Here is a 25,083-nt window from a genome sequence, read left to right on the forward strand (position 1 = left end):
ACATGCGCATCCTCGTCGTCGAGGACGACGACCGGGTGGCGCGAGGTCTGCTGACCGCCCTGCGGCACGCGGGCTACGAGGTGCACCGGGTCGCCACGGCCGCCGCCGCGCTGGCCGCCCAACCGGCGGACGTGGTGCTGCTCGACCTGGGGCTGCCCGACGGCGACGGCCTGGACGTGCTGCGCGAGCTGCGCCGCCGCACCGGCACGGCGATCATCACGGTCACCGCGCGGGGCGAGGAGCGGGAGCGCGTGCTCGGCCTGCGCCTGGGCGCGGACGACTACGTGGTGAAGCCGTTCGGCACGGCGGAGCTGCTGGCGCGCATCGAGGCGGTCCTGCGGCGCACCCGCGCGGCTCGGGCGGCCGAGCGCGAGCACGAGGTCACCCTGGGCCCGCTGACCCTGGACCCCGCCGGCCGGGAGGCCCGGGTCAACGGCGAGCCGGTGCCGCTGACCCGCAAGGAGTTCGACCTGCTCGCCCTGCTGGTGGCGCGGGCGGGCACGGTGGTCAGCCGCGACCTGATCGTGGACCAGGTGTGGCAGGCGCACTGGGAGGCCCCGTCGCGCACGCTCGACACCCACATCGCGGCGCTGCGCGGCAAGCTCGGCGACGCGCTGCGCATCGAGACGATCCGGGGCGTGGGCTACCGGGTGGCGGCCCACGCCTGAACCGGCGTCACCAGGTGTGGGCGACGTCCACCACGAGGCGGTCGGGCAGCATGAGCACGCGGAACGGCAGCCGTGCCCGCACGCCCAGCCCGATCGTCGTCGTGCCCTCCCACGAGCCGGCCATCACGACCTGCCGGAACGTGGCGTAGCCGGTCACGTCCACCAGCTCCATCGGGTCGTCGTACTCGTAGGTCGGGTCGAAGTTCTCGTCGTACGTGGCCGAGTAGGTGGTGATCTGGAGCTTCGCCCCGCCCCGCACGGGGATCGGGTTCCCCGACGGGTCGTGGACGATCTCGGGCACGTACCGCGCGGCGTACCCGCCGGGCGCGCCGGCGATGTCGAACACGAGCCGGTCGTAGCACTCGTGCTGCCCGGCCCGCAGGTCGGTCATGTACGGGGCCTGGCCCACGTACAGGTACTTGTCACCGGAGCCCCAGTCGACCGGCGCGCAGGCGGCCGGCGCGGCCGAGGCCGCGGGAGCCACCAGTGCCAGCCCGAGCACCGCCGACAACAACAGAGCGATCTTGCGCATCATCCGAGTTCCCCCTGACGCGGGCTCCCCCGCCCGCACCGCGATTGTGGCACGCGTCACGGTCCGGGGGAGGTGGTTCGAGAACACCGCGCCAGGAGGTCCCGGCTCACCTGTATGGGTGACCGTCACTCGGCGTGGGCGACTGTCACCAGTTGTGGGCAACCATCACCAGGTGTGGGCGACGTCCACCACGACCCGGCCGGGCAGCGTGAACACGCGGAACGGCAGCACCGCCCGCACGCCCAGCCCCACGGTGGTCTGCCCCTCGAACGACCCGGCCCACGCGGCCTGCCGGAACGTGGCGTAGCCGGTCACGTCCACCAGCTCGGACCGGTTCGCGGGCAGGTAGGTCGGGTTGCCGCTGTTGTCGTAGGCGGGCGAGGCGACCGTGATCTGGAGCTTCCCCCCGCCGCGCAGCGGCACCGGCTTGCCCGAGCCCTCCTGCACGACCTCGTCGACGTACTGCACCCAGTAGCCGTCGTTCACCCCGGCGAAGTCGAACACCAGCCGGTCGTAGCACTCGTGCTGCCCGGACCGGATGTTCGTCAGCACGCCCTGGGAGGCCGACCACTGCGTCTTGGGCCCGCTGCCCCACCCGGTCTCGCACACCGCGGCCGAGGCGACGGCCGGTGCGACGATCGCGGCGGGCAGGGCGACGGACACGGCCGCCGCGAGCACGACGGCAACTTTGCGTAACATCCCGTTTCCCCCATCACTCGTGGGCCGAGCCGGCCCGTGGAGTAATGACGCACCTCACACCCGGGAGGTTGCCCCGCGTGCTGCGCCGCCTGCTGGTCCTGATCGTCCCGCTGCTGGTGGCGCTGGTGGCCGCGCTGGGCGTGCCGCTCGCGTTCGCCGTGGTGCAGCGCGAGAGCCAGGAGACCTACCTCGACCGCCTGGGCGACGCGAGCCGCTTCGCCTCGCTCGCCGAGAACGCCCTGGCCTCCGACCGGCTGACCGCGCTGCGTGACGAGCTGATCCGCTACGACCAGCTCTACGGCATCGAGGCCGCCCTGATCGGCGCGGACGGCGACGTCGTCGCGTCGTCCCGGCAGGAGTTCGGCCAGGCGGGCGACCCGCACGTGGCCACCGGCCTGAAGGCCGCGTTCAGCGGCTACCGGGGGGAGGCCGTCCAGTCGATCTGGCCGTGGGAACGGGTCAACCTGGTCGTGGTCGAGCCGGTGGGCCGGGACAGCGAGGTGGTGGCGGCGGTCGTGACCGTGTCGCCGACGGAAGGGCTGCGGTCGGCGATCCTGCGCCAGTGGGGCGTGCTGGCCCTGATCGGCCTGGCGCCGATGCTCGCGGTGGTGGCGGTGGCCTGGCCGATGTCGCGCTGGGTGCTGAGGCCCGTCCGCAGGCTGGACGAGGCCACGGCCGCGGTCGCGAGCGGTGAGCTGGACGCGCGGGCCGACGAGGTGGGCGGCCCGCCGGAGCTGCGCCGCCTGGCGGCCAGCTTCAACGCCATGGTGGACGTGGTCGGCCGGGCCCTGCGCCGCCAGCGGGCCTTCGTCGCCGACGCCTCCCACCAGCTGCGCAACCCCCTGGCCAGCCTCCGCCTCGCGGTGGACAACCTGGCGCCGCACGTCACCGGCGAGGAGGGCCGCGAGGCCCAGCGCATCGCCGCCGACGAGGCCGAGGAGATGGGCCGCGTCCTGGACGCCCTCCTGGCCGCCACCCGCCTGGAGAGCCCCTCGGCGGCCGAACCGGTCGACGTCGACGGCCTGCTGGCCACGCACGTCCCCGGCTGGCGCGCCCTGGCGGGTGACGTCGAACTGGAGGTCGCCGTCCCGCCCGGCCTGAGGGTCCTCGCCCCGCCCGGCGGCCTGGGCAGCGTGCTGGACGAACTGGTCGGCAACGCCATCCGCCTCTCGGGGGCCACGACGATCAGAATTTGGGCCGACCGCACCGACGGCGGGGTGGAACTGCACGTCACCGACGACGGCGCGGGGCTGTCGCCCGAGGAGCGCGCCGCCGCGCTCAGCCGGTTCTGGCGCGCGCCCCGGCACCAGAACGTCGCGGGCACCGGCCTGGGCCTGTCGATCTGCGCGGAACTGGTCGCCTCGGCGGGCGGCGAACTGGTCCTGCGCCCGACCGACCCGCACGGCCTGGACGCCGTGGTCCGCCTCAACGCCTGACGAAGGGCTCCCGCACGCGCGGCTCCGGCAGGTGAGGGCTCCGAGAGGTGAGGGCTTCGAACCCCGCAACTCGGCACCGCTTCCCGGGATCAGCGCTTGTTCTCCCGGAACCAGCGCTCCGCACCGTGGTGCAGCGGCACCTTGCCGGTCGCGATGCCGGTGCGCACGTTGATCCGGCTCGCCTCCGGGTGCCCGGCCGCGATGCGCTCGGCCTCGGTGAACACCGTCCGCGTCACCACCTCCACCAGCTCGTCGTCCAGCGACGTCCGCGCCAGCAGCAGGTTGGGCACGGCGAACGTGCGGCACGGCCCCACGCCCCGGTAGGTGGTGGCCGGGATGGTGGCCGGCACGTACGGGCCCGGGTACGCCTCCGCCAGCTCCACCGCCTCGTCCGGCAGGTCCAGCAGCCGCACCGGGAAGGCCCTCAGCGCGTCGTCGATCGCCGGGGTCGGGATGCCGGTCAACGCGAGCAGCGCGTCGATCCCGCCCTCGGTCAGCCTCCGGGCGGCCTCGCTGTGCTCCATGTTCCGCGCGTCCACCCGGATGCCCAGCAGGTCCAGCAGGCGCGAGCCGGTGAACTCCGAGCCCGACCCGACCGGCCCGATGGACACCGGCCGCCCGGCCAGGTCGGCGAGCGCGCGCACCGGGGACGACGCGGGCACGGCGACCTGGAGGAAGCTGTCGTAGAGCCGGCCGACGGCGCTGATGCCGCCCTGGTCCTCGGCGCTGAGCAGCGCGCTCTCCAGGGGGTCCAGGGACGACAGCCCCAGGTGGACCTCGCCCTCGCGCAGCAGCCGGACGTTCTCCACCGACGCCCCGGTCGACCGCGCCCGGACCCGCGTCGACGGGAGCTGGTCGGCCAGGGCCGCCGCGAGCGCGCCGCCCACCTCCTGGAACACCGCGCCGTCCGGGCCCGTGGCGAGCACCAGCTCGTCGAGCGCGGGCGGGTCGGTCGCGGTGCAGGCGGGCAGCCCCGCCGCGAGGGCGGCGAGCAGCACCGAGCGCCGGGACACCTGCACGCCCGCAGACTAGTCCCGCCGGGTGGGTGAACGGCGCGTTACGTCAGAGGGATCTGAAGTTTCGGGCGGGTGCCTTGTCCCGGTCGCGGTGTGTGCCCAGGCTCACCCCCTGACGCGAGCGACGAAGCTTCAGGAGGAGACGTGGTCAGCGCGCAAGCCCGTGAGCGCAAACCGATCTACAAGCACCTGTACTTCTGGGTGCTGGTGTCGATCGTGCTCGGCGTGGTCGTCGGGTACGCCTTCCCGGCCCAGGCCTCCGGCATGAAGTGGCTGGCCGACTTCTTCGTCGCGCTGGTCAAGGTCGTTATCGCCCCGACCATCTTCTGCACCGTCGTCGTCGGCATCGCGGGCCTGGGCAACCTGGCCAAGGCGGGCGGGCTGGCGCTGCGGACCATCCTCTACTTCACCGCGATGACCACGGTCGCGCTGACCATCGGCCTGCTCGTGGTGAACGTGGTGCAGCCCGGCCACCACGGGCCCACCATCCCCATCAACGAGGACGCGGCCTCCGACACCCTGGAGGACGCCAAGACCGCCGAGACCGGCGTCACCGGCTTCATCCTGAGCCTGGTGCCCAAGTCGTTCGTCGGCGCGTTCACCGACGGGCAGCTGATCCAGGTGCTGGTGGTCGCGATCCTGGTCGCGGTGGCCGTGGCCGGCATGGGCAGGCGCGGCGAGCGGGTCGTGCAGGCCCTGGACACCGTCGCCAAGGTGATGTTCGGCGTCATCAAGATCGTCATGTACGCGGCGCCGATCGGCGCGTTCGGCGGCATCGCCTACACGATCGGCAAGTTCGGCGGCTCGATCCTGGGCAAGCTGGCGTGGCTGATGGGGTCGTTCTACGCGACGTGCCTGCTGTTCGTCTTCGTGGTGCTGGGCGGCGTGGCCCTCTACGCCGGGTTCTCGATCTTCAAGTTCCTCCGCTACATCAAGGACGAGCTGCTGATCGTGCTGGGCACGTCGTCCAGCGAGTCGGTGCTGCCCCGGATGCTGGTCAAGCTGGAGGCGGCGGGCGCGGACAAGTCCGTGGTCGGCCTCACCATCCCGACCGGCTACTCGTTCAACCTGGACGGCACCTGCATCTACCTGACCATGGGCGCGATCTTCATCGCCCAGGCCACCGGCCACGACGTCCCGCTCGGCACCCAGATCGGCCTGCTGCTGTTCATGCTGCTGGCCAGCAAGGGCGCGGCGGGCGTCACGGGCGCCGGCCTGGTCACGCTGGCCGCGTCGCTGAGCGCGTTCGAGGCGAACAGCGCCATCCCGGCGGTGGGCATCGCCCTGATCGTGGGCATCGACCGGTTCATGTCCGAGGCGCGGGCCATCACCAACGTCATCGGCAACGGCGTGGGCGCCCTGGTCGTGGCCCGCTGGCAGGGCCAGCTCGACCGCGACCAGCTCAAGCGGGTCCTGGACGACCCGTCCTCGGTCGACGCCGACGCCCTGATGGACCTCCAGCACGGCGACGACGAGCCCGCCGAGCGCGAGCCGGTCACCGCCGGCCGGAAGTAGGGCCCGGGAACAGGCCCGGGAGCAGACGCGGCACGGGGTGGCCCCCTCCTCACCGGGAGAGGGCCACCCCGCGTTCAGCCCTCCAGCGGGACCGCGGCGTCGCCCTCGCCGCGCTCGGGCACCGAGGCCGGCCGAGCAGCTGCCCGAGATCAGGACCGGGTAGCCCATCAGGACGATCCGGGCGTTGGGCGCGCGCTGGTGGACCTGCTCCAGGACCAGCCGCATCGACGGGACCAGGTGGGTGAGCATGGTCGAGCGCACCCGGGAGCCCAGCGTCCGGCCCTGGTCGTCGGTCTCCCGCCCGCAGTCGTCGATGAGCGCGCAGGCCGTGATGATGTCGGTGAACCCGAGGTCGTTGCCGCCGATGGACGGCGTGACCAGCGTGGTGTTCCGGCTGAGGAACCCGCGGTCGACCTGGCTGCTCTCGCGGAAGCCGCCCCGGCCCGGCTCGCCCCACGAGTTCCGCACCGGGGACGGCAGGACGTGCTCGGTCTGCGTGCCCGAGCAGGCCGGCAGGTGGTGGTCGGGTCCCACCCGTCGGCGCGCGCCCCGATCGTGCGGGCCGGGTCGTCGGGCAGCACGCCCCGGCGGCTCCACGCGTGGCGCGACCGGTGGCAGGCGTTCCGGTAGGCGAAATTGCCCTCCTCGCCCGACGAGTAGGAGTCGCCGAGCGCCACGACCTGGTGGCGCGGCTTGCCCGGCAGCTCGTCGCGCTCCGCCTCCGCGACCGAGGACCGGTCGGGTTCGGCGGCGGGCGGCGCGGTCGGCGGCGCGGCGGTCCGGGCCGGTTGCGCCACCACCTCCTGCGTGGTCAGCGCGCTCGCGACCAGCGCCAGGCACAGCGCGGCCGTGGTTCTTCCTCGGCGCACGTTTTCCCCCTCTTGTGAGATGCCCTCGAACGAGGGCCGCCGCGTGGTGCGCGGCGGTTCGGGTGCCCCTCCGAATAATTCAACGTAATAATGTTTCGCGGGTGCGGCGCCGCCCCGGTGATCGATTCGCGCGGCGCGCGACGCCGGAAATGGCGGGTGCCCGCCGGGGGCGCGCGCGACCCGGGTCGGTCCCCGACCCGCCCGGCGCGGAGGGGCGTCCGGGCACGACGGGCTTCCTCTCCGCGGAGGTGGTCGCTCGTCCACCGGGTGGCGGCGCCCGCGGTGGTGGGCGTGGGCGGGTGCCCGTGCGCATCGGCCGGTGGTGGGTGGAGAAACGCATCCCGGGTATTTCCCGGTGCGTTCGGTTGATTTCCCTGGCGGACAATGCGCCGAATCCAGGGCGACGACCGGAGGACATTGACGCGGAAAACGACGCCAGCGATGCGCCGCGGGGGCGTCAACGAAATGGGCGCGCGCGGTGGGCGGCGGGGCCCCGCCGGCGGGGAGCCGCGCCGGCCCGCTCCACGGCCCGCCCCACGACCCGAACGGGCGTCCGGGTGCGGCCGTTCGGCACAGGGCGCGCGACCCCCTCGGGGGCGCGGGGTCCGGGGGCCGCGAGGTGTCCGCCTGGCGAACGAGGGGTATCCCACCGGTGAGGAGTACGGGTCGGGCGCCCGTGTCAGGAGCGTCTCAGCGACGCGCGTGAGGGGTCGGTGGCGCGTATGCTTAACAACGCGTAACAACGTCGGCCCCACTGTCGCTCCGTCGGGTCGAATCGTTACGTGTTGATGACCGAGATCACAGTGAGCATGGTGTGGTTCGGTTTCGCGACTGTTAAAGTCGCGTCAACACGCGGGCCATCGTCGTCCCGTGCCCAGCACCCGGATTCCCAGGACCTGGACACGAGGACTAGTTCGTCAGCCAGGACGACGAAGGAGGTCTGCGCAGTGATCTTCTCCGCCATCCCGTCCCCGCAGGGGCTCTACGACCCCACCGCCGAGCGCGATGCCTGCGGTGTGGCGATGGTCGCCGATATCCGAGGCCGCCGGTCGCACGACATCGTCGTCGACGCGCTCACCGCGCTGGCCAACCTCGAGCACCGCGGCGCGGCGGGCGCCGAACCGACCAGCGGCGACGGGGCGGGCATCCTGCTCCAGACGCCGGACGCCTTCCTGCGGGAAGTGGTCGGCTTCGCACTGCCCCCGGCGGGCGCCTACGCGGCGGGCATCGCGTTCCTGCCCGCCGACGAGGGCGAACGCGCCAGGGCCGTCGAGCTGGCCGGGCGCATCGCCGCCGAGGAGGGGCTGGAGGTCCTGGGCTGGCGCGACGTGCCCACCGACCCCGACCACGCCGACGTGGGCCCCACCGCGCGCTCCGTGATGCCGCACTTCGCCATGCTGGTGGTCGCGAGCGAGGACGGCCGCACCGGCGTCGAGCTGGACCGCCTCACGTTCGCCCTGCGCAAGCGGGTCGAGCACGAGTCGGTGGCCGCCGGCGTCGGCACGTACTTCCCGTCGCTGTCCGCCCGCACCCTGGTCTACAAGGGGATGCTGACCACGGGCCAGCTGCCCGCGTTCTTCCCCGACCTGCGCGACGAGCGCCTGGCCACGGCCATCGCCCTGGTGCACTCGCGCTTCTCCACCAACACCTTCCCGTCGTGGCCGCTCGCCCACCCCTTCCGGTACGTGGCGCACAACGGCGAGATCAACACCGTCCGCGGCAACCGCAACCGGATGCGCGCCCGCGAGGCGCTGCTGGCGTCCGACCTCATCCCGGGCGACCTGAGCAGGCTCTACCCGATCTGCGACCCGGAGGGTTCGGACTCGGCGAGCTTCGACGAGGTGCTGGAGCTGCTGCACCTGGGCGGGCGCAGCCTGCCGCACGCGGTGCTGATGATGATCCCCGAGGCGTGGGAGAACCACGCGTCGATGGACCCCAAGCGCCGCGCGTTCTACGAGTTCCACGCCAGCCTGATGGAGCCGTGGGACGGCCCGGCCTGCGTCACCTTCACCGACGGCGCCCTGGTCGGCGCGGTGCTCGACCGCAACGGCCTGCGCCCGGCCCGCTGGTGGCAGACCGCCGACGGCCGCGTCGTGCTGGCCAGCGAGACCGGCGTGCTGGACGTGGCGCCGGACCAGGTGGTCGCCAAGGGCCGCCTCCAGCCCGGCAAGATGTTCCTGGTCGACACCGAGCAGGGCCGCCTGGTCGACGACGACGAGGTCAAGTCGAAGCTGGCCGACGAGCTGCCCTACGACGAGTGGCTGCACGCAGGCCTGCTGGAGCTGGACGACCTGGCCGACCGCGAGCACGTCGTGCAGAGCCACGACTCCGTGGTCCGCCGCCAGCTCACCTTCGGCTACACCGAGGAGGAGCTGCGGATCCTGCTCGGCCCGATGGCCGTCGGCGGCGCCGAGCCGCTGGGCTCGATGGGCACCGACACCCCGGTGGCCGCGCTCTCCCAGCGCTCCCGCCTGCTCTACGACTACTTCGCGCAGACCTTCGCCCAGGTCACCAACCCGCCGCTGGACGCGATCCGCGAGGAGATCGTCACCAGCGTGTCCCGGGTGATGGGCCCGGAGCAGAACCTGCTGGAGCCGGGCGCGGCGAGCTGTCGCCACATCAAGCTGACCTACCCGGTCATCGACAACGACGAGCTGGCCAAGCTCATCCACATCAACGACGACGGCGACCTGCCCGGCTTCGCGTGCACCGTCCTCTCCGGACTGTACGAAGTGGACGGTGGCGGCGCCGCGCTGGCGGCGGCCGTCGAGCGGGTGCGCCGCGAGGCGTCCGAGGCCATCGCGAACGGCGCCCGCACCCTGGTGCTGTCCGACCGCGACTCCGACCACCGGATGGCGCCGATCCCGTCGCTGCTGCTGGTCTCCGCGGTGCACCACCACCTGGTGCGCACCAAGGAGCGCCTGCGCGTGGCGCTGGTCGTGGAGACCGGCGACGCCCGCGAGGTGCACCACATCGCCGCGCTGCTGAGCTACGGCGCCGCCGCGGTGAACCCGTACCTGGCCTTCGAGACCATCGAGGACCTGATCAACCAGGGCGCCATCACCGGCATCGAGCCGCGCAAGGCCGTCCGCAACTACGTGACGGCCCTGGTCAAGGGCACCCTGAAGATCATGTCCAAGATGGGCATCTCCACGGTCGGCGCGTACACCGCCGCCCAGGTCTTCGAGGCCGTGGGGCTGTCGAAGGACCTGCTGGACGAGTACTTCACCGGCACGGTGTCCAAGCTCGGCGGCGCGGGCCTGGACGTGCTGGCCGAGGAGGTGGCCCTGCGCCACCGCCGCGCCTACCCGGACAACCCGGCCGAGCGCGCGCACCGCCGGCTGGAGGTGGGCGGCGAGTACGCCTACCGCCGCGAGGGCGAGCTGCACCTGTTCACGCCGGAGACGGTGTTCCTGCTCCAGCACGCCACCAAGACCGGCAAGGAGGACGTCTACCGCCGGTACACCGCCGAGGTGGAGGCCCTGGCCCGCAAGGGCGGCACGCTGCGCGGCCTGTTCACCCTCAAGAACCCCGGCCGCGCGCCGGTGCCGATCGACGAGGTCGAGCCGGTCTCCTCGATCGTCAAGCGCTTCAACACCGGCGCCATGTCCTACGGCTCCATCTCGGCCGAGGCGCACGAGACGCTGGCCATCGCGATGAACCGGCTCGGCGGCCGGTCCAACAGCGGCGAGGGCGGCGAGGACCCGGAGCGCCTGTACGACCCGGAGCGGCGCAGCGCGGTCAAGCAGGTAGCGTCCGGCCGGTTCGGCGTGACCAGCGAGTACCTGGTCAACGCCAGCGACATCCAGATCAAGATGGCGCAGGGCGCGAAGCCCGGCGAGGGCGGCCAGCTCCCCGGCTACAAGGTGTACCCGTGGATCGCGCGCACCCGGCACTCCACGCCGGGCGTCGGCCTGATCTCGCCGCCGCCGCACCACGACATCTACTCGATCGAGGACCTGGCGCAGCTCATCCACGACCTCAAGAACGCCAACGAGCAGGCCCGCGTGCACGTCAAGCTGGTCAGCGAGGTCGGCGTGGGCACGGTCGCGGCGGGCGTGGCCAAGGCGCACGCGGACGTCGTGCTGATCTCCGGCCACGACGGCGGCACCGGCGCGTCCCCGCTCAACTCGCTCAAGCACGCGGGCACGCCGTGGGAGGTCGGCCTCGCCGAGACCCAGCAGACGCTGCTGCTCAACGGCCTGCGCGACCGGATCACCGTGCAGGTGGACGGCGCCATGCGCACCGGGCGCGACGTCGTGGTCGCTGCCCTGCTGGGCGCGGAGGAGTTCGGCTTCGCCACCGCGCCGCTGATCGTCGAGGGCTGCGTGATGATGCGGGTCTGCCACCTGGACACCTGCCCGGTCGGCATCGCCACCCAGAACCCGGAGCTGCGCAAGCGCTTCACCGGCCAGGTCGACCACGTGGTCAACTTCTTCCACTTCGTGGCGCAGGAGGTCCGCGAGCTGCTGGCCGAGCTGGGCTTCCGCACCATCGACGAGGCCGTCGGCCACGCCGAGCTGCTGGAGACCGACGCGGCGATCGAGCACTGGAAGGCGGCGGGCCTGGACCTGTCGCCGGTGTTCCAGGTGCCCGAGACGCCCTACCGCACGGCCAAGCGCAAGGTCCGCGAGCAGGACCACGGCCTCGCGCAGGCCCTGGACCGCACGCTCATCCAGCTCGCCGAGGCGGCCCTGGAGGACGCCCACCCGGTGCGGCTGGAGCTGCCGCTGCGCAACGTCAACCGCACCGTCGGCACGCTGCTCGGCGCGGAGGTGACCCGCCGGTTCGGCGGCGACGGCCTCCCGGACGACACGATCCACGTGACGTTCACCGGGTCGGCGGGCCAGTCGCTGGGCGCGTTCATCCCGCGCGGCGTCACGCTGGAGATGATCGGCGACGCCAACGACTACGTCGGCAAGGGCCTGTCCGGCGGCCGGATCGTGGTCCGGCCGCACCCGGACGCGCCGTTCGCCGCGGAGCAGCAGGTCATCGCGGGCAACGTGATCGGCTACGGCGCCACGTCCGGCGAGATCTTCCTGCGCGGGCGCGTCGGCGAGCGGTTCTGCGTGCGCAACTCCGGCGCGCTGGCGGTGTCCGAGGGCGTGGGCGACCACGCGTTCGAGTACATGACCGGCGGCCGGGCCGTGGTGCTCGGGCCGACGGGCCGCAACCTGGCCGCGGGCATGTCCGGCGGCATCGCGTACGTGCTCGACCTCGACCCGGCGGCGGTCAACACCGCCATGGTCGAGCTGCAGCGGCCGAGCGGGGATGACCTGCGCTGGCTGCGCGAGGTGGTGGAGAAGCACCACAAGCTCACCGGATCCACCGTGGCCGCGTCGCTGCTCGGCGACTGGCCCCGGCGGTCCGCCGCGTTCACCAAGGTCATGCCCGGTGACTACCAGCGCGTGCTCGAAGCGATGAGGCTCGCCCGCGCGGAGGGCAGGGACGTCGACCAGGCGATCATGGAGGCCTCCCGTGGCTGACCCGTACGGTTTCCTCAAGCACCCCCGCCAGGAGGCCAAGAAGCGCCCGGTCGCGGACCGGGCGGCCGACTGGAACGAGGTCTACCTCGACCTCGACCCCGAGGTGCGCGACGAGCAGGTGCGCACCCAGGCGACCCGCTGCATGGACTGCGGCATCCCGTTCTGCCACTCCGGTTCGGCCGGCTGCCCCCTGGGCAACCTGATCCCCGAGTGGAACGAGCTGGTCCGCCGCGGCGACTGGGAGCAGGCCTCGGACCGGCTGCACGCGACGAACAACTTCCCGGAGTTCACCGGGCGGCTGTGCCCCGCGCCGTGCGAGGCGGCGTGCGTGCTGTCGATCAGCCATGACGCGGGCGGCCCGGTGGCCATCAAGCGCGTGGAGCAGGCCATCGCGGACGTGTCCTGGGAGCAGGGGCTCGTGCGGCCTACCAAGGCGCACGTGTCGTCGGGCCGGAAGGTCGCGGTCGTCGGCTCCGGCCCGGCCGGCCTGGCGGCGGCCCAGCAGCTGACCCGCGCCGGCCACGAGGTCACCGTCTTCGAGCGCGACGACCGGCTCGGCGGGCTGCTGCGCTACGGCATCCCCGAGTTCAAGATGGAGAAGAAGGTCCTGGACCGGCGGCTGGCGCAGCTCCGCAAGGAGGGCACGAAGTTCGTCACCAGCTGCGAGGTCGGCGTCGACGTCACCGTGGAGCAGCTGCGCGAGCGCTTCGACGCCGTGGTCCTGGCCGTGGGCGCCCTGCGTGGCCGCGACGACCGGACCACGCCGGGCCGCGACCTCGACGGCGTCCACCTCGCCATGGACCACCTGGTGCCCGCCAACCGCGCCTGCGAGGGCGACGGCCCGTCGGCGATCGACGCGGCCGGCAAGCACGTCGTCGTCATCGGCGGCGGCGACACGGGCGCCGACTGCTACGGCACGGCGGTGCGCCAGGGCGCGGCGTCGGTGGTGCAGCTCGACCAGTACCCCATGCCGCCCACCAAGCGCGACGACGAGCGCTCGCCGTGGCCGGTGTGGCCGTGGATCCTGCGCACCTACCCCGCGCACGAGGAGGCGGGGGAGCGGCGGTTCGCCGTGGCCGTGGAGGAGTTCGTCGGCGACGAGGCGGGCCACGTGCGGCAGATCAAGCTCCGCAAGGTCCGCGTGGAACGCGACGCCTCCGGCCGGCGCGTGGTCGTGCCGGTCTCCGAGGAGGTCGAGCTGCTGCCGGCCGACCTGGTGCTCCTGGCCATCGGCTTCGAGGGCGTGGAGCACATGCCCCTGCTCGACGACCTGGGCATCCAACTCACCGCGCGGGGCACCATCTCGTGCGGCTCGGACTGGCAGACGCAGGCCCCCGGCGTGTTCGTGTGCGGCGACGCCCACCGCGGCGCGTCCCTGGTGGTGTGGGCGATCGCGGAGGGCCGCTCGGTGGCCAACGCGGTCGACGCCTACCTCACGGGCTCCTCCGACCTGCCGTCCCCGGTGATCCCCAACCAACTTCCGCTCGCCGTGGTGTAGCTGCCCCACCGATCGCCCCCGACAACGACGTCGGGGGCGATCTCCTTTTCACCGCACCACTGCCGCTCGTGTTCCCCCGTATGGCCTGGGCGCAGCCCGACCGCGCTTGTCAAGGGGGCCGCACGCCCTTCGCGGACCCCTTGACAAGGGTGGTTGCCTCAGGCAGGCCATACGGGGGAACACGAGCAGCAAGCAGTCCTCCCCCCGGAGGCCTGCCCAGCGGCGAGCGCCCGCTTTTGTCTTTGTCTCTTATTTCTCAATCTTTCCTCCCCCAAGATCGCCCCGCCCACACACACGGCACCCACAAGATTCACCGCCCTGGACACCTGGCGGCGCGACCGCTCCGGACCGCGCTGCCGGCGCGAGGCGTTCACCCTCCTGGACGAACTGGTCCAACCGGCCACCCGGCTGATCCGCGGCGCCGAGAGCGACGACGTCGCCGCCGTGATCGCGCACCTGGACCAAGCGGTCTGACTCGATCAACCCCTCTTCCTCCGCCGAGCAGCGCAAATTTTCTTCACCGAAGTATCGGGACGGCACACGGGGTCCTCCAGCACGCCGTTGGCATTCACTCCGCAGAGGAGACTCCGTGAACTCCACAAGATCGTTCCTGCGCATCGTGACGATGGCGTCCGGTGCGCTGCTGGCCGTGTCGGTGCTCGCGCCGACGGCTTCGGCGGGGCCCGCGAAACCCGCCGAGCTCGCGGTCAGCGACACCGAGGGGGTCACCCTGTCGGCCGCCGCGCCCACCGGGGCGCGCGGCATCGACAGCTACCGGGGGACGGGCTCGACCAGGGACGCCGTCAAGGACGGCGCGCAGGCAGTCCCGGCCGGCCACCGAATCCAGGGCTACCGGTCGCCGACCGGTGACGACTTCGGCATCGAGTCCATCATCGGCGCGGACAACCGGACCAGGGTCGACCCGACCACGAGCTTCCCGGCCCGCGCCACGGTGCTCATCACCCGGACCGTGAACGGCGTCGAGAGCCAGCACTGCACCGGCTGGATGTTCAGCGACGACCTGGTGATGACCGCCGGCCACTGCGTCTACAACCAGTCCAGCGGCTGGTACACCGGCCAGCTCCGCTTCTACCCGGGCGCCAACGGCACCGGCAGCCGCCCGTACGGCGGCTGCGGCGCGACCACCCTGCGCTCGAACACCGGCTGGACGGTCGACGGCAACGCCGACGCCGACTACGGCGGCGCCACCCTCGACTGCACCATCGGCAACACCGTCGGCTGGTACGGCGCCTACTGGACCACGGCGTCGCTGAACGGCACGTCCACCACCATCCAGGGCTACGGCGGCGACAAGGCCCAGCAGCAGTGGATCCACAGCGACCAGGTCCGCGTCAGCGATTCCCTGCGGCTGCGCTACGACAACGACACCGTGGGCGGCAACAGCGGCAGCTCGGTCTACACCGTCCGGGCGCCCGGCTCGTCGGGCTGCTCCGGCCAGTGCTCGCTGGCGGTCCACGCCTACGGCGTCGGCTCCGACGGCCACAACAGCGGCCCGCGCATCACGGAGAGCCGCTTCAACCTGATCGCGGGCTGGCGCTGACGACCGGTTGACCGACCGGGCCAACCCACCACACCCGGGGCTCCGTCCTGAAGACGTGACCGAAGGGAGCAGATCATGGGACACGTCAGGACAGCGCTGCTGGTGGGCCTCCTGGTGCTGGGCGGGTGCGGCAGCGAGGCGGGCACGTCCTCGTCCGACGGGCAGCCACCGGTGAGCCCGTCGGAGCAGGTCGCCATCGCCGGCACGGTGGTGGACGGCACGGGCCTGCCGGTCGAGGGGGCGCTCGTGCAGCCGAAGTCCGTGGACGACCCACCGCGCCCGGTGCCGGAGCTGGCCGTGCTCTCCGGTCCGGACGGCCGCTACGAGTGGACCCTGCCCGCGGGCCGCTACGAGTTCACCGCCGTCAAGGGCGACCGGACCAGCGCCCCGGTCCAGGTCACCGCCGCGCCCGGCACGACCGACGCGCTCCAGGAAGTGCCGCTCAGCCTGCCCTGAGCCCGACCCGAGGGCCCCGGACCAGCCGGTCCGGGGCCCTCGGCGCTCAGGCCCGGCCGGCCGGCTCCACCGACCGGATGTCGCTGACCAGGAACTCCCGCGCCTCACCACGCGGCCCGCACGTGGCGGTGAGGTTCCCCGCCGCGTGGTCGACCGGCGTGATCACGTGCTTCACCGCCGTCCGCGGCCCGCTGGCCACCGCGATCTCCACCGAGGTCCGCGTGACCAGCGCCTCCGCCAGCAGCAGCACCTCGGAGTCGTGCAACACCAGCGACTGGTCCCGCAGCAACCGCACCGCGCCCATCCGCCGCACCTCCGCGCGGGGCGGCACGTACCGCTGCCGGGGCCGCTCCCGGTCCACGAGCGCGGCGGCGAGCCGGTCCAGGTCCTGCTCGGTCAACGGCCGCCGCGGGCCGCCCCACCCGTCACGCCGCCGCCCGACCACGGGCGTGGCCCGCTGCCGGGGCAGCCGCGCGACCACCGACGCGCCGTCCGCCCCCGGCGCGTAACCGGCCGCCCGCAGCAGCGCCAATGTCTCGGCCGCGGGCTTGGCCGAGGCCAGCACGGTCGGCCCCAGCGGCCGCAGCGCCAGCGCCGCCAACGACCGGTGCCCCGCGATCTCCGTCAGCAGCACCGGGTCCGCGGTCCGCACGCAGCACGCCACCGGCACCACCGTGATCCGCCCGTGCTGCCGGGCCACCTCCCGCACCAGGCGCTCCACCTCGGCGGGCACCCCGTGCGACGCCACCGCCGCCAACCGGGCCAGCAGCGCGTCCGGCTCGTGCCCGAGGTCCAGCGCCCGCCGCACCCCGGCCCCGGTGAACCGCCACACCCCGTCGCCACCGTCGGCGACCAGCCCGAGCACCGCCCTCAGCTCCCGGTCCGGGAACCCGGACACCACGGCGGTCAGGTCGGACCTCAACTCCGCCGTCGACACCACGGGCGGCACGAACCACCCGGCCACAGCCGCGACGTCGTCCTTCGCCGCACCGCCCCCGACCACCGCACCGGCCGTCACTGCACCGGCTGTCACCAACCCGGCCGTCATCGCACCGGCCCCCACGGACCCGGCCTCCACCACCGCCCGCCCCAACGAGGTCAACGCGCCCAGCGCCACCAGCCCCAGCGACTCGGCCTCCACCAGCACCGCCTCGGTGACCACCGGACCGTGCACCGCGGGCCGCGACCACACCAGCTCGGCCACCACCTCGTGCCGGTGCTCGAACGCCTCGTCCGGCCCGAGTTCCGCGTACCGGGCCAGCACGCCGCGCCGCGCCCGGTCACCGGCGTCCGACGAGGACGGCTCGACCACCGCCCGCCGCTGCCTGCCCGGCACCCACGCCAGCCGCGGCCACGCCTCGACCAGCACGGCCAACCGGTCGGCGGTCGGCGCGGCGCGCCACGCGTCCGACCGGGCGGTGGGCAGCAGCCACCCGTCCTCGGCGGCCAGCAGCCCCGCCTCCACCGCCAGCTCCACCCACAGCCGCACCCGCGGCTCCTCGACGCGCAGCGCGCCCGCGACCCGGCGCAGCTCCCGCAGCCCGAGCCCGCCGCGGCACGTCACCGGCTCCGCGTCGCAGAAGTCGACCAGCCGCGTCACCCCGTCCACAGTGGACGTCGCGGGTGCGATGCCCGCCCGGTCGGCGTAACCGCGGTGCTGCCCGGTCCGGCGGGGGAGGCGCGGCGCGGGCGTGATCCGGCGCGCGGGCTCCTCCAGCAGCGGGCGCAGACCGGGCGACGCGAGCACGCCCCGGCCCGCCGGCCACACCAGCGCGTGGGCGCGCAGCCGCGCCAGCACCCGCTTCAGCTCCGCCCGCGACGCCTTCCCGTTGCAGCGCAACCGCTCGGCGAGCACCTCCACGTCCGCCCGCTCGCCCAGCCGCACCACCGCGTCCAGCACATCCCGGCACGCCTGGTCCAACCCCTCCACCGCGACCCGCAGCGACGACGCCGCGGTCAGCTCGTCGGCCAGCGCCCGCAGCGAGCGGGGTCGGGCCCGTGCCGCGTCCTCCCGCGCCGACAGCACGTCCCGGAGGTCCTGGACGTCGAGTTCCCGCAACCACGCCACGAGGGCCGCTTTCCTACCCACTCGGCTGATTATGCACAGAACGTGACGGGTCGGTCATGCGCTGCTATAGCACTCTCCAATAAGGCACGAATGGCCGAACGTAAGCTGGGTGCCGTGGAATTCAAGGGCTTCGGCGAGTACGCCATCGACTTCTACGACGGTCTGGTGGCGGACAACACGAAAGCGTACTGGGAGGACAACAAGCACCTTTACCACGCGGACGTGCGCGCGCCCATGGAGGCGCTGCTCGCGGCCCTGGAACCGGAGTTCGGGAAGGGAAAGGTCTTCCGGCCCTACCGCGACGTGCGGTTCAGCAAGGACAAGACCCCTTACAAGGACCATTGCGGCGGGGTCGTCGAACTCGGCCGCGGCGGCGGGGCGCACTACGTGCAGATCGGCACGGAGGGCCTGTTCGTCGGCGGCGGGTCGTTCGCGATGGCGCCGGACCAGCTCGCCCGCTACCGGGAGTCGGTGGCCGACGACCTGCGCGGCCGGGCGCTGGAGGCGGTGCTCGCGGAGCTGGCGGACCGGGGGTGGGAGCTGCGCGGGGACAAGCTGAAGCGCGCGCCGCGCGGCACGGACGCCGAGCACCCCCGGATCGAGCTGCTCAAGCACAAGCGCCTGTACGTGGCGAAGGTCTGGCCGCCGGACGACGTGCTGCACGAGCCGGGGTGCCTGGACCGCGTGCGCGACGCGTGGCGCGAGGTCACCCCGCTGGTCGACTGGTGCGCCGACCACATCGGCCTCACCGAGGTGGGGTTCCGGCGGTGAGGACGCGGGGCCGGCCCCGCCCCTGCCCCGACCCACCCCGCCCTGCCCCGCCCCGGGCCGACCCGCTCCGCCCCGGGCCGACCCGCTCCGCCCCGGGCCGACCCGCTCCACCCCGGCCGGACCCGCTCCACCCCGGTCCGGGCTCAGACCCGTCTCCGCCCGGCCGGCAGCAGCCGGAACACCAGCAGCCCGAGCCCGATCCCGGCCACGTCCACCAGCGCGTCGAGGACGTCACCCCCTCGGCCCAGCGCGGTGATGAGCCACTGCAACACTTCCGAGACCGCGGCGTAACCGACCAGGCCCGCCACCAGCGCCCCGAAGGGCAGCCGCGCGTGCCTCCCGGTAACCGTGAGCAGCGCGAACAGCAGCAGGTGGACCACCTTGTCAGTGCCCGGCGGCGAGTCGGGCACACCTGACTGAGGGGTGAACAACACGATGACGCTGAGCAACGCCGCGACCACGAACGGAAGGATTCTGACACCCACCAGGCAGATTCTGCCTGTTTCGCCGAGATTACCCCCGGGTACATCCTGATCGGTCCAGTGACAGGGACTACGCTGCACAGACGTGAGTCGACGCGCGAAGATCGTCTGTACGCTGGGTCCCGCCACCGCGACCGAGGACAAGGTCAACGAGCTGGTGGCGGCCGGTATGGACGTGGCTCGGATGAACTTCAGCCACGGCAGCCATGCCGACCACAAGCAGGTCTACGACCTCGTCCGCGCCGCGGCCGAAGCGTCGGGGCGGGCGGTCGGCGTCCTCGCCGACCTCCAAGGGCCGAAGATCCGGTTGGGCAGGTTCGCCCACGGGCCCGTCGAGTGGCGCACCGGTGACGTCGTCCGGGTGACGGTGGAGGACGTCGAGGGCACCCACGACCGCGTCTCCACCACCTACAAGCAGCTCGCCCAGGACGCCAAGGTCGGCGACCGGCTGCTGGTGGACGACGGCAAGGTCGGCCTGGTCGTGGTGGACGTCGACGGGCCGGACGTGGTCTGCGAGGTCACCGAGGGTGGCCCCGTCAGCAACAACAAGGGCCTGTCCCTGCCCGGCATGGACGTCTCCGTGCCGGCCCTGTCCGAGAAGGACATCGAGGACCTGGAGTTCGCGCTCAACCTGGGCGTGGACTTCATCGCACTGTCGTTCGTGCGCTCGCCCGCCGACATCGACCTGGTCCACCAGGTCATGGACCGGGTCGGCCACGGCCGCAAGCCCGTCATCGCCAAGATCGAGAAGCCCGAGGCGGTCGACAACCTCGAAGCCATCGTGCTCGCGTTCGACGGCGTCATGGTCGCCCGCGGCGACCTGGGCGTCGAGCTGCCGCTGGAGCACGTGCCGCTGGTGCAGAAGCGCGCGATCCAGATCGCCCGCGAGAACGCCAAGCCGGTGATCGTGGCCACCCAGATGCTCGACTCCATGATCACCAACTCCCGCCCGACCCGCGCCGAGACGTCCGACGTGGCGAACGCCGTGCTGGACGGCGCGGACGCGCTGATGCTGTCCGGCGAGACGTCGGTCGGTCGCTACGCGATCGAGTCGGTCAAGGTCATGGGCCGGATCATCGAGGCCGTCGAGACCGAGTCGGTGCAGGTCCCGCCGCTGACCCACGTCCCGCGCACCAAGCGGGGCGTCATCTCCTACGCGGCGCGCGACATCGGCGAGCGGCTGAACGCGAAGGCGCTGGTGGCGTTCACCCAGTCCGGTGACACCGTGCGGCGGCTGGCCCGCCTGCACACCCACCTGCCGCTGCTGGCGTTCACGCCGGAGCCGAGCGTGCGCAGTCAGCTTGCTCTCACCTGGGGCACGGAGACGTTCCTGGTGCCTAAGGTTGACTCGACCGACGGTATGGTCCGCCAGGTGGACCAGTCGATGCTGTCCATCGGCCGGTACCAGCCGGGTGACCTGATGGTCGTCGTGGCCGGTTCGCCGCCCGGCACCATCGGCTCGACCAACCTCATCCGGGTGCACCGCCTGGGGGAGGAAGACCACGCTTAGGAGATGACGTGACCGAGGCTGCCCGCGCCGCGGCTTCCGCCGGGTTCTCGGACGTTCCGCTGGACGCCGACGGCGTGCCGCACGGGCAGCCCGTGCTCGACCGCCTCGTGGCGCTGCTCGACCTGGAGCGCATCGAGGAGAACATCTTCCGCGGGGTGTCGCCCGCCGAATCACCCGTCAGGGTGTTCGGCGGGCAGGTGGCCGGTCAGGCCCTGGTGGCCGCCGGCCGGACCGTCGAGCCCGGACGGCACGTGCACTCGCTGCACTCGTACTTCATCCGGGGCGGCGACCCGACGGTCCCGATCGTGTACGAGGTGGACCGCATCCGCGACGGCCGGTCGTTCACGACCCGGCGGGTGGTCGCCGTGCAGCACGGGAAGGCGATCTTCTCGCTGTCGGCGTCGTTCCAGCTCGACGAGCCGGGCCTGGACCACCAGGACCCGATGCCGGCGGTGCCGCCGCCGGACTCCCTGCCGACCTACGCCGAGTCGGCGGCCGGGTACCTGGACAAGGTGGGCATGGCCCGCCTGCCCCGGCCCATCGACATCCGGTACGTGACCCGGCCGCCGTGGCAGGCGCGCGACGACGGGCCGGCCGAGGCGCGCAGCCAGGTGTGGATGCGCGCGGACGGCGTGCTGCCGGACGACGACCTGCTGCACGTCTGCGTGCTGGCCTACGCGTCGGACATGACCCTGCTCGACTCGGTCCTGGTCCGCCACGGCGTCTACTGGGGCACGGACAAGGTGCTGGGCGCGAGCCTGGACCACGCCATGTGGTTCCACCGCCGGTTCCGCGCGGACGAGTGGTTCCTGTACGACTGCGCGTCGCCCTCGGCGTCCGGCGCGCGCGGCCTGGCGACGGGCCGCTTCTACGCCCGGGACGGCAGCCTGGTGGCGACCGTCGTCCAGGAGGGCCTGCTCCGCGTGCTGCGGTGACGGGTGCCGCCTGACGGGTGCTGCCTGACGGGCGGGGCCTCAGCTCCCGCCGCCCGCCCGCAACGCCTCCCACAGCGCCCGCACGTGGTGCTCCCTCGTGCCCTCGGCCCCGATGGCGACGCGCACGGCGAACCGGCCGTTCACGGTCGTGTGCGTCACGAACGCCTCGCCGCTCGCGTTGACCCGGTCCATCGCCGCCCGCGTGGCCGCGTCGCCGTCGCGGTGGGCGATGGTCACCAGCGACAGCGACCTGGGCACGACCAGCTCCCACCCCTCGTCGGCCTCGACCCACGACTCCAGCAGCGCCGCCAGCCCCACGTGCCCGCGCAGGTGCGCCCGCACGCCCTCCAGCCCGTACCAGCGCAGCACCGACCACAGCTTCAGCGCCCGGAACCGGCGGCCCAGCGGGATCTGCCAGTCGCGGTAGTCGACCACCGCGCCGGACTCGGTCGCGCTGTTGCGCAGGTACTCGGGGAGGATGGTCAGGGCGTCCACCAGCACGTCCGGGTGGGCCGTCCAGAACAGCGACAGGTCGAACGCGGTCAACATCCACTTGTGGGCGTTGGCGGTGAACGAGTCGGCCAGCTCCACGCCGTCGAACAGGGGGCGGAACTCCGGGCACAGCGCCGCCGGCCCGGCCCACGCCGCGTCCACGTGCAGCCAGGCGCCGTGCTCGGCGCACAGCGCCGCGACCTCCCGCACCGGGTCCACCGCGCCGGTGCCGGTCGTGCCGATGGTGGCGCACACGAGCACCGGCCGCCGCCCGGCCCCCACGTCGGCCCGCAGCCGCTCCGCCAGCGCGCCGACGTCCATCGCCAGCGTCGCCGGGTCGACCGGCACGGACCGCACGGCCTGCTCGCCGAGGCCCGCCAACCGCGCCGCGCGCTCGATCGACGAGTGGGTCTGCGACGACACGTACACCGTCTCCGAACCGTCCACACCGGACTGCCGCCACTTGCCGCCGGAGGACCGGTGCAGCGCCGCCAGCACCGCGACCAGCGCGGCGGACGACGCGGTGTCCTGGATGACGCCGCCGCCGAGGAAGCGCTCCGGCAGGCCCATGGCGCCCACCAGCTCGTCCACCAGGTGCTGCTCGACCTCGGTCGCGGCGGGCGAGGTGGACCACAGCATCCCCTGCACGCCCAGGCCGGACGACAGGAGGTCGCCGAGCACGGAGGGCAGCGACGCGTTGGACGGGAAGTAGGCGTAGAAGCCGGGGTGCTGCCAGTGGGTCGTGCCGGGCAGCACCACCCGCTCCAGGTCGTCGAGCAACCCGGCGAAGTCGCCGCCCTCCTCGCTCAACGCGCCGAGCCGCGAACGCACCCACCCCGGCTCCACGCGGGACCGGACGGGGAACTCCTCGACCCGCGCGCGGTAGTCGGCGATCCAGTCGACGACCTCGTGCCCAATCCGCCGAAACTCCTCAGGTTCCACCCCTCCACGCTAACCCGCGCGAGTCGTACCCCCAGACCCCGCGAGTCGTACGCCCAGACCGCGCGAGTCGTACGCCCAGAACCCCCGAGTTCAGCGTTCGCGCGCCCCGGGGCTCGACGCGAACGCTGAACTCGGGGTGCGCGAACGTACGACACGGTGGACCTGGAGGTACGACTCGCGGGTTTTGGTTATCTTGGCCGGCGCCGGCCGTCTCCGGTGGGTAAGCCCAACTCGGCCGAGAGGATCGGTATGCGCACACCAGGTGACGCCGAGGCGGTCAGGGCCGCGCAGCGCGGCGAGCCCGGCGCGTTGGACGCGCTGGTGGCGTCCTACCTGCCGCTGGTCTACAACGTCGTCGGCCACGCCCTCGGCGGGCACCCCGACACCGACGACCTGGTCCAGGAGACAATGCTCCGCGCCGTGGACGGGCTGTCCGGGCTGGCGCGGCCCGAGTCGTTCCGCTCCTGGCTGCTGGTCATCGCGATGAACCAGGTCCGCGACCACCACCGGCGCAGCCGGCCGCTGCCCGTCGACCACGAGGTGCTCGACCGCGCCGACCCGGGCGCCGACTTCGCCGACCTCGCCATCACCCGCCTCCAGCTCGCCGGCCAGCGCCGGGAGGTCCTCGCCGCCACCCGCTGGATCGGCGACGACGAGCGCGAGGTGCTGTCGCTGTGGTGGCTGGAGCAGGTCGGCCGGATCACGCGCGCCGAGCTGGTCAGGGCGCTCGACCTCACCCCGCAGCACGCCGCCGTCCGGGTCCAGCGGATGAAGGCCCAGCTCGACGCGGCCCGCGTGGTCGTGCGCGTGCTGGCCGCGCCCCGGTGCGGCGAGCTGGCCGAGGTGATCGCCGACTGGGACGGCCGGCCCGGCGCGCTGTGGCGCAAGCGGATCGTGCGGCACGCCCGGGAGTGCCACCGGTGCGGGCGCGGGTTCGACGACCTGGCCGCCGTGGACGGGCTGGTGGCCCGCATCCCGCTGGTGCCGGTGCCGGCCGGGTTCGGCCTGCTCGACCCGGGGCGGCCCCACCCCGACCTGCCCGAACCGGACCCGGTCACCGCCGAGCCGGTCCACCCCGCCCACCACGTCCAACACGTCCACCCCGTCGCCCAGGCGCCGGTCAAGCGGTCGTCCTGGGCGCACGCCGCCGCCAAGCCGCTGGTCGCGGTGGCCACCGTGGCGGCGGTGGCGGGCGCGGTCGCGCTGCTGCCGCCCGAGCGGGCGCCGCGACCGGTCCCGGTGGCCGCGCCGGTCACCGCCACGACCACCACCCTCGTGCCCGCCACCACGGCCGGCCCGACGAGCACGACCACCACCACTACGACCACCACGACGACCACGACCCAACCGGTCGTCGCCGCACCGCCCGACCCCCTCCCGGCCGCCAAGTCGATCAAGAAGGGCGTCAGCACCTGGCACTTCGACGGCGTCGGCCGGGCGCTGTCCGACGTCGGCGCGGGCTGGTTCTACAACTGGGCCACCACGCCGGAGGGCGTCCAGGCGCCGGGCGTGGAGTACGTGCCGATGATCTGGGGCGCGAAGACCGCGACCCCGGCCGACCTGGAGGCCGTCAAGCGGCAGGGCACCACCCTGCTCGGCTTCAACGAGCCCGACCTCGCCGAGCAGGCGAACATGTCCGTCGAGCAGGCCCTCGACCTGTGGCCGCGGCTGGAGGCGACGGGGATGCGCCTGGGCAGCCCGGCTGTGGCATACGGCGGAGACCGGCCGGGCGGCTGGCTGGACCGGTTCCTGGCGGGCGCCCGCGAGCGCGGCCTGCGGGTCGACTTCATCACCCTGCACTGGTACGGCTCGGACTTCGGCCCGGCCGCCGTCGGCCACCTCAAGGGCTACCTGGACGCCGTGCACGCCCGCTACGGCCTGCCGGTCTGGCTCACCGAGTACTCGCTCATGGACTTCACCGGCGGCGGCGTGCGCCACCCGGGCGCCCAGGAGCTGGCCGACTTCGCCGGCGCGTCCTCGCGGATGCTTGAAGCTCTGCCCTACCTGGAGCGCTACGCCTGGTTCGCGCTCCCGGCCGACGAACCCGGCACGGGCCTGTACGCGCCCGGCGGCACGCCCAACGCCGCCGGGCTGGCCTACCGTGCCACCGGGTGAGGGACTCCCGTCGCCGCCGGTCGTGCGGTGGT

The 25,083-nt window shown here is 73.2% G+C and carries 18 protein-coding genes; 12 read left to right on the forward strand and 6 right to left on the reverse strand.

Features of this window, described 5'->3' with window-relative positions; genetic code table 11:
* Window positions 1-2: 2 nt before the first annotated feature.
* Complete coding sequence (locus tag ACFV4N_RS06060; protein WP_499671390.1) at window positions 3-668, forward strand: response regulator transcription factor; 666 nt, start codon at window positions 3-5, stop codon at window positions 666-668.
* Between the two features lie 7 nt (window positions 669-675).
* Here the strand turns inward: ACFV4N_RS06060 and ACFV4N_RS06065 are convergent, their stop codons facing one another.
* The gene (locus ACFV4N_RS06065) at window positions 676-1,200 is read right to left on the reverse strand and encodes an AMIN-like domain-containing (lipo)protein (protein WP_499671391.1); all 525 of its coding nucleotides are present in this window, start codon (window positions 1,198-1,200) and stop codon (window positions 676-678) included.
* 165 nt (window positions 1,201-1,365) lie between these two features.
* Window positions 1,366-1,899: an AMIN-like domain-containing (lipo)protein gene (locus ACFV4N_RS06070; RefSeq protein WP_499671392.1), complete on the reverse strand. Its 534-nt coding sequence runs from the start codon at window positions 1,897-1,899 to the stop codon at window positions 1,366-1,368.
* Between the two features lie 77 nt (window positions 1,900-1,976).
* Here ACFV4N_RS06070 and ACFV4N_RS06075 point away from each other — a divergent pair, with 77 nt between their 5' ends.
* Window positions 1,977-3,335 carry a sensor histidine kinase gene (locus tag ACFV4N_RS06075; protein WP_499671393.1) on the forward strand — a complete coding sequence of 453 codons (1,359 nt, stop codon included), beginning with the start codon at window positions 1,977-1,979 and terminating at the stop codon, window positions 3,333-3,335.
* An 89-nt stretch (window positions 3,336-3,424) separates the two neighbouring features.
* On the opposite strand, the gene ACFV4N_RS06080 is transcribed toward ACFV4N_RS06075, so the two are convergent.
* Window positions 3,425-4,354 (reverse strand): TAXI family TRAP transporter solute-binding subunit, encoded by a 930-nt coding sequence (locus tag ACFV4N_RS06080; RefSeq protein WP_499671394.1) that lies wholly within the window; start codon window positions 4,352-4,354, stop codon window positions 3,425-3,427.
* A gap of 141 nt (window positions 4,355-4,495) precedes the next feature.
* Here ACFV4N_RS06080 and dctA point away from each other — a divergent pair, with 141 nt between their 5' ends.
* From dctA to ACFV4N_RS06110, 6 genes are all read left to right on the forward strand, one after another.
* Entirely contained in the window at window positions 4,496-5,866 is a 1,371-nt protein-coding gene (dctA, locus tag ACFV4N_RS06085; RefSeq protein ID WP_499671395.1) for a C4-dicarboxylate transporter DctA, read from the forward strand.
* A gap of 483 nt (window positions 5,867-6,349) precedes the next feature.
* Window positions 6,350-6,496: a hypothetical protein gene (locus ACFV4N_RS06090; protein WP_499671396.1), complete on the forward strand. Its 147-nt coding sequence runs from the start codon at window positions 6,350-6,352 to the stop codon at window positions 6,494-6,496.
* A gap of 1,186 nt (window positions 6,497-7,682) precedes the next feature.
* Entirely contained in the window at window positions 7,683-12,221 is a 4,539-nt protein-coding gene (gene gltB, locus ACFV4N_RS06095; protein ID WP_499671397.1) for a glutamate synthase large subunit, read from the forward strand.
* A complete protein-coding gene (locus ACFV4N_RS06100) occupies window positions 12,214-13,719 on the forward strand; it encodes a glutamate synthase subunit beta (protein ID WP_499671398.1) in 1,506 nt (501 codons plus the stop codon). Before gltB ends, ACFV4N_RS06100 begins: the two co-directional genes overlap by 8 nt.
* 589 nt (window positions 13,720-14,308) lie before the next feature.
* The gene (locus tag ACFV4N_RS06105; protein WP_499671399.1) at window positions 14,309-15,280 is read left to right on the forward strand and encodes a trypsin-like serine peptidase; all 972 of its coding nucleotides are present in this window, start codon (window positions 14,309-14,311) and stop codon (window positions 15,278-15,280) included.
* A 75-nt stretch (window positions 15,281-15,355) separates the two neighbouring features.
* The gene (locus tag ACFV4N_RS06110) at window positions 15,356-15,736 is read left to right on the forward strand and encodes a carboxypeptidase-like regulatory domain-containing protein (protein ID WP_499671400.1); all 381 of its coding nucleotides are present in this window, start codon (window positions 15,356-15,358) and stop codon (window positions 15,734-15,736) included.
* Between the two features lie 46 nt (window positions 15,737-15,782).
* Here the strand turns inward: ACFV4N_RS06110 and ACFV4N_RS06115 are convergent, their stop codons facing one another.
* On the reverse strand, window positions 15,783-17,825 hold the full coding sequence (locus ACFV4N_RS06115) for a helicase-associated domain-containing protein (protein WP_499671401.1): 2,043 nt from the start codon (window positions 17,823-17,825) through the stop codon (window positions 15,783-15,785).
* A 93-nt stretch (window positions 17,826-17,918) separates the two neighbouring features.
* Between ACFV4N_RS06115 and ACFV4N_RS06120 the strand changes: the two genes are divergently transcribed.
* On the forward strand, window positions 17,919-18,575 hold the full coding sequence (locus ACFV4N_RS06120; RefSeq protein WP_499671402.1) for a DUF2461 domain-containing protein: 657 nt from the start codon (window positions 17,919-17,921) through the stop codon (window positions 18,573-18,575).
* A 143-nt stretch (window positions 18,576-18,718) separates the two neighbouring features.
* On the opposite strand, the gene ACFV4N_RS06125 is transcribed toward ACFV4N_RS06120, so the two are convergent.
* Window positions 18,719-19,060 (reverse strand): VanZ family protein, encoded by a 342-nt coding sequence (locus tag ACFV4N_RS06125; RefSeq protein ID WP_499671403.1) that lies wholly within the window; start codon window positions 19,058-19,060, stop codon window positions 18,719-18,721.
* Between the two features lie 82 nt (window positions 19,061-19,142).
* On the opposite strand from ACFV4N_RS06125, the gene pyk reads away from it, so the two are divergent.
* Together pyk and tesB are read left to right on the forward strand one after the other, a co-directional pair.
* Entirely contained in the window at window positions 19,143-20,567 is a 1,425-nt protein-coding gene (gene pyk, locus ACFV4N_RS06130) for a pyruvate kinase (RefSeq protein ID WP_499671404.1), read from the forward strand.
* Window positions 20,568-20,575: 8 nt separating this feature from the next.
* Window positions 20,576-21,502: an acyl-CoA thioesterase II gene (tesB, locus tag ACFV4N_RS06135; protein ID WP_499671405.1), complete on the forward strand. Its 927-nt coding sequence runs from the start codon at window positions 20,576-20,578 to the stop codon at window positions 21,500-21,502.
* 39 nt (window positions 21,503-21,541) lie between these two features.
* Here tesB and ACFV4N_RS06140 read toward each other — a convergent pair whose 3' ends face one another.
* Window positions 21,542-22,936, reverse strand: a complete 1,395-nt coding sequence (locus ACFV4N_RS06140; RefSeq protein WP_499671406.1) for a pyridoxal phosphate-dependent decarboxylase family protein — start codon at window positions 22,934-22,936, stop codon at window positions 21,542-21,544.
* Window positions 22,937-23,185: 249 nt separating this feature from the next.
* On the opposite strand from ACFV4N_RS06140, the gene ACFV4N_RS06145 reads away from it, so the two are divergent.
* Window positions 23,186-25,051 carry a sigma-70 family RNA polymerase sigma factor gene (locus ACFV4N_RS06145; protein WP_499671407.1) on the forward strand — a complete coding sequence of 622 codons (1,866 nt, stop codon included), beginning with the start codon at window positions 23,186-23,188 and terminating at the stop codon, window positions 25,049-25,051.
* The last annotated feature ends 32 nt before the right edge of the window (window positions 25,052-25,083 follow it).

Origin of the sequence: Actinosynnema sp. NPDC059797 (assembly GCF_042732085.1) — a bacterium.
In the GTDB taxonomy this organism is placed as follows: domain Bacteria; phylum Actinomycetota; class Actinomycetes; order Mycobacteriales; family Pseudonocardiaceae; genus Actinosynnema.